This is a genomic window from Ilumatobacter sp. (genome assembly GCF_049588435.1).
Classification (GTDB): Bacteria; Actinomycetota; Acidimicrobiia; order Acidimicrobiales; family Ilumatobacteraceae; genus Ilumatobacter_A.
Genome location: NZ_JBAVYV010000500.1, coordinates 1 through 4,843, shown reverse-complemented (window position 1 = coordinate 4,843; position 4,843 = coordinate 1). Strand labels below are relative to the sequence as shown.

The following is a 4,843-nucleotide window of genomic DNA, read 5'->3' as shown; positions in this document are numbered from 1 at the left end:
CGATCATCTCCTCTCGCGGCGTTCGCTCGTCGTGATCGACAATTGCGAGCACGTGCTCGCAACCGCCGCGTCACTCGTGGACGAGGTCGTGCGTGGATGTCCGACGGTCGTGATCGTCGCGACCAGTCGGGAACATCTCGGCATCGACGGGGAACGGGTGCACCCCGTCAGCGGGCTCGATGACCTCGACGCCCACACGCTGTTCTGCGACCGCGCCGCCGCAGCGGACGACCGCTTCGCGCCGGATGACGACGACCGGCGCGCCATCGACCGGATCTGCGAGCGACTCGACGGTAATCCGCTCGCGATCGAGCTGGCCGCGGCGCGGACGCGTTCGCTCACGCCGGTCGATCTGCTCCACCGGCTGGATGATCGCTTCGCCGTGCTCCGCAGTGGTCGGATCGGCAGCGAGCGACACCAGACGCTCGCTGCTGCGGTCGAGTGGTCGTACGAGTTGCTCGACGAGGTCGAGCGCGCCGTCTTCGCCTGCCTCTCGATCTTCCCGGGTGATTTCGACCATGCAGCCGCCATCGCCGTCGGCGGTGCCGAACCTCGTCTCGTCGATGCGGTGCTCGACTCGCTGGTGTCGAAGTCGCTCGTCGTCTCAGATCGCAGCGGACGGCACAGCCGGTATCGGCTGCTGGAGACGCTTCGCGAGTTCGGCAAGGCTCGTCTCCACGAGCAGGGCGAAGCCGAGGAGGTCCGCCGCCGACACCAGCTCCATTTCCATACGGTCGCGGCGGAGGTGCGCGCGCTCACCGACCCGTCGGTCGTCACCGACATGACGCCCTTTGCCATGGTGCGACGCGACTGGCACAACTTCCGGGTTGCGGTCGCGTCGGCGCTCGACGACGGCATGCCCGAGCTCGCCGCCGGCATCGCTCTGCTCCCGCCGGTGTACTACCTCTTCCTCGACGAGCACGCCGAGTGGATGATCTCGATCGTCGATCAGCTCCCCGACGATCATCGGCTCGCGTGCATCAGTCACGCGTTCGCGACGTTGTGGTGCACGCTCCGCGGCGAGAACGAAGCGGCATTCAGCCGGGGTCTGCGAGGCCTCGACCTCGACGACCTCACCGGTGGCGTTGGACATTGCATGCTCTGGTGGGCCGTCGGCGAGGCGCACTTAAACACAGGTAAGCCGGTCGAGGCCCTCGCCGCTGCGCGTCGGTCGCTGATGGTCGGCGCCGTCAACCGGGAGCAGCCGGACACCGAGGTCGTCAATCCGCTCGAACTGTGCTGCCTCGCCGGGCTGGCAGTCGAGCCGGAGGCCGTACAGGGATATGCCGATCGCCTCGCCGCAGTCGCCGCCGCGGTGCCGTCCGAGGTGAACGTCGCCATCGCCGCCAACGGCGAATGCTTCGGGTTGCTCGCCCGCGGTGCCACCGATGCTGCGATCGAACGATTCCGCGCGACCTGCGCGGTCACGCGAGGACTCCCCCACATGCAGGGTGAGGCCATGAAGAACCTCGCGGTGGCGGCGTCGTGGGCAGACTCACCGGCAGCCGAGGAGATCTTCACCGAGGCCTTCGACGTCGTGGCCCGCGGCAGGATGTGGTCGTTCGCGTGGGTGGTGATCGAAGCGTTGGCGATTCATTGGTACCGGCGCGGGCGAATTGCCGACGCTGCTGTCCTCCTCGGCTACCTCGAACGACACGGCCTCGCCTTCGGCGTGCTCGTCAAGAGCCGGGCCGACGTCGACCAGGTGGTCGGCCACACGAACCGAGTCGCCGATCAGCGAGATCAAGGCGCCGCGATGACGAGAGACAAGCTGGTCGCCTTCACGCGCGAGCGCCTCGGGGCGCCCCCGATCGCATCGACCACGCCGGAGCCTCGGAGCCTCGGAGCCTCGGAGCCTGCGTACGAGGAATCGAACCGAGGAACCTCTGACCAGCCGCAACGGTCGGATCCAGTTCGATGATCGTATCTCCGGCACGGGAGAGCGACCGCCGCCGAGCGGTATCGGCGTCAGGCCGACCGCGCATTTCCGCGCTGGTAGGCGAGCGCATCGGTGCCGTACCTGAGCGGGATCATTGGGCTGCGACGACCGTCAATATGGGTGCTCCCGACCGGCACATTCCGGCCACGCTGTCGTCGGAGGGCGACCTGAGGTGGATTGCGGCTGGCTATTTCATGCCGATGATGTGATCGGTCACGTCTCGTAGAACGTGCGGATGCCACCGAGCGCGAGTTGCATGCCGATCGTCGCAAGGAGCAAACCGCCGATTCGTGCGAGCATCGCTGTGGTCGTGCTGCTGAGTCGTGCGAACCAGCTGCCGAACATGGCGAAGCCGACAAAGACCAGCACCGACACGATGGCGACACCGATGAGCGTGGCTACCAGCGTCGCGCCGTCGTCGGTCGCGGACGACATCGTGACCACCGTGGTGATCGCGCCGGGTCCCGCCATGAGCGGGATCGCCAGGGGCATCACGAGCCCGTCCTGTTCGTGGACTGCCTCGGACTCTGCAGCGACCTCTGCGGTTCCTTGGGTCCGACTCGAAGCGCCGCCATAGAGCATCTCGAAGCCCATGAGCGCGACGACGATTCCTCCGACGACACCGAACGCACCGAGATTGATCCCGAAGAGTTGCAGTAGTTCGCGACCCACCAGTGCCATCGTCCCGAGGACAACGAACACGATGACGGCGATCTTCAACGCGCCAGCGCGGCGGTTCAACCCTTGTCGATCGACGACTTCGTTGAAGATGACGATCTTCACCGGGTCGATCGGATTGATGATCATGAACACCCCAATCGTTGCCTGAACCGCGATCTCCCACGCGCTCAACGACGAGATGTCCACGACGACCCACAGTAGTCGTGCGAATCTGTCGGTATGTCCGGGGCCGGTGACCCACAATCCGCAGCGCTCGCGTTCGTCGTGGCCGCGATCCCGGGCGCACTGATCGCCTGGGGCGTCGGCTTCGAGCTGGGTGCATTCGACGTTGTCTCATACCAGCGGACATTCTCGATCTTTGTCGTGTGCACGGTCGTGTTCGTTGCAACGTTCGTTTTGCCCGACGGACTCGCGAGCTCATGGTGGAGTCGATTGATCCTGGCGCTGCCGTTCCTCTACATCGTCAGCGATGCCTTGCTGCTGACCGACTCGGCGACGGTGTCCAACGTGCTGACGGCCGCGCTGATCCTGACGCTGCCATACGCCGTCTGGGTGATCGCACGACTCCTTGGTCGCGACCTGTTCGCGCTCTCACGCCGAGAGCAGGCCGTGACATTCGCAGTCGTGGTCCTGGTGGGCCTGGCGGGGTTCTACGTCGGTACGGCAAACGAGCGCTTTCTGACGTGCCGCGACTTCGAGCGAGCGGGCGATTTCGTCCCCCAGGGCTGCGCTCCCTGATCGCGCTGCCCGAACGCCGGATCAAGAGGCACATGTCGACAAGCGCCCGCAGCGCACGAACCCACGCGCTCACCCGCACGTGGCCGGCGATCGCCAGCCGGACCGCAGCTGCCGCTGGGGCGATCTCGCTCGCATCCGCTCGGGATGACGTGCCGATCTTTCTCGGGTGCAACGCTGTGGAGGCCGTGTTGATCTGCGTGCTTCTCCATCGCAGCGCTGGACGGCAGCAGGGGTGGCGTGCTAGCGGTTGACCAGTCGCTCGAAACGCTGCCGAGCGCCCTGGCGGGTCATGCCGAGCTGGGTACCGATGACTCCCCACGCGGCGCCGTCTCGGTGGGCGCGAAGTGCTGCAGCCTCGATGCGGCTCTCTGCGTCTCGACGGGCCGCCGCGGCGGCGCGAAGTTCGATGAGGGCGTCTTGCTGGGTGACGACGTAGCTGTCGTCGGGAGCGTCATCGAATGCGTCGACGATCGCTGCAGCCTCGTCGTCGGTCAGTTCAGTTGGGTGCTTGGTCGTCTTCATCGTGAATCACCTCGTCGGGGATCGATCATCTTCAGATACCTGTCTCGGGCGGGCACGGCGTGGATCACATAGTCCTGGTCATCGGTTTCGAGAATGCCGACCTCAATGACGGCGGATTTTGCTGTCTGGTTCCGATGAGCATCGTGAAGTCAGGCTGGTCGGGACGCAATCGGGACGGGTGATGGAACCGATTGCATTGTTGATGGCATGGCGGATGTCGTCGTCGAAGATTCCGTGCTTGCGCGCACTCGCCCGGATCTCCACGATGACAGCTGTAGTTGTCATCAGAGACGGCAGCCGCGAACCACATCTGCCCACCCACACAGTCTCGGGCACCAGGCCGCTCACAGTGGTGCCGATACGAGCGGTCTGTGTGCGACGGATGGCTTGTTGATGTGCGGCGGTGCAGTTGCGTTGGGCCCTCACGTTCGGCAGTTCATGGGAGGTGTTGGCCTACGGAAGCCGCCACACGGAGACGTGGGAGGAGGAGTCGGCGGTGAATTCGCTGCGGTCCCAGCTGGCCCAGCGCGTCTCGAGTTCCATTTCGGCGAGCTGGGCCATCAGGTCGAGTTCGGCGGGCCAGACGTAGCGGAAGGCGCCGGAGATGCGAGTGACCTGGTCGCCGTCGAAGCGAAAGTGGCGTGAGACGAGGATCTGGCTGTCACGGTCGACGTACTCGTCGAATCCGAGGTAGTCGTCGGTCGAGGCGAACGGGCGAATCGTCTGTCCCGGTGGTAGCTGATGGAGCTGAGGAACACCGACCTCGATCACGAATCGTCCTCCCGGCCGCAGGTGAGCTGCGGCATTGCGAAAGCACGCAACCTGCTGGGCCTGGGTGCGCAGGTTTCCGATCGTGTTGTAGACGAGGTACACGAGTGAGGCATCGGTTCGCATCACCGTCGAGGTCATGTCGCCGACGATGGTGTCGATGGCATCGGATCCGGGCTTCTTGCGCAACTCGGC

General features: G+C 65.3%; 4 protein-coding genes and 1 pseudogene. 2 read left to right on the top strand and 3 right to left on the bottom strand.

The annotated features are described in order from the left end of the window. Window positions 1-1,921: ATP-binding protein (locus WBV89_RS18710; protein WP_423982843.1), on the top strand; the 1,921-nt coding region annotated here is incomplete at its 5' end. Between the two features lie 231 nt (window positions 1,922-2,152). Here the strand turns inward: WBV89_RS18710 and WBV89_RS18705 are convergent. Continuing rightward, window positions 2,153-2,806, bottom strand: coding sequence for a MarC family protein (locus WBV89_RS18705; protein WP_423982842.1), 654 nt, complete (start codon window positions 2,804-2,806; stop codon window positions 2,153-2,155). Between the two features lie 33 nt (window positions 2,807-2,839). Here WBV89_RS18705 and WBV89_RS18700 point away from each other — a divergent pair, with 33 nt between their 5' ends. After that, on the top strand, window positions 2,840-3,358 hold the full coding sequence (locus WBV89_RS18700; RefSeq protein WP_423982841.1) for a hypothetical protein: 519 nt from the start codon (window positions 2,840-2,842) through the stop codon (window positions 3,356-3,358). Window positions 3,359-3,598: 240 nt separating this feature from the next. Here the strand turns inward: WBV89_RS18700 and WBV89_RS18695 are convergent, their stop codons facing one another. Further along, window positions 3,599-3,880 carry a hypothetical protein gene (locus WBV89_RS18695; RefSeq protein WP_423982840.1) on the bottom strand — a complete coding sequence of 94 codons (282 nt, stop codon included), beginning with the start codon at window positions 3,878-3,880 and terminating at the stop codon, window positions 3,599-3,601. Between the two features lie 453 nt (window positions 3,881-4,333). Then, a pseudogene (locus tag WBV89_RS18690) lies at window positions 4,334-4,843 on the bottom strand (SAM-dependent methyltransferase); the annotation flags it as partial.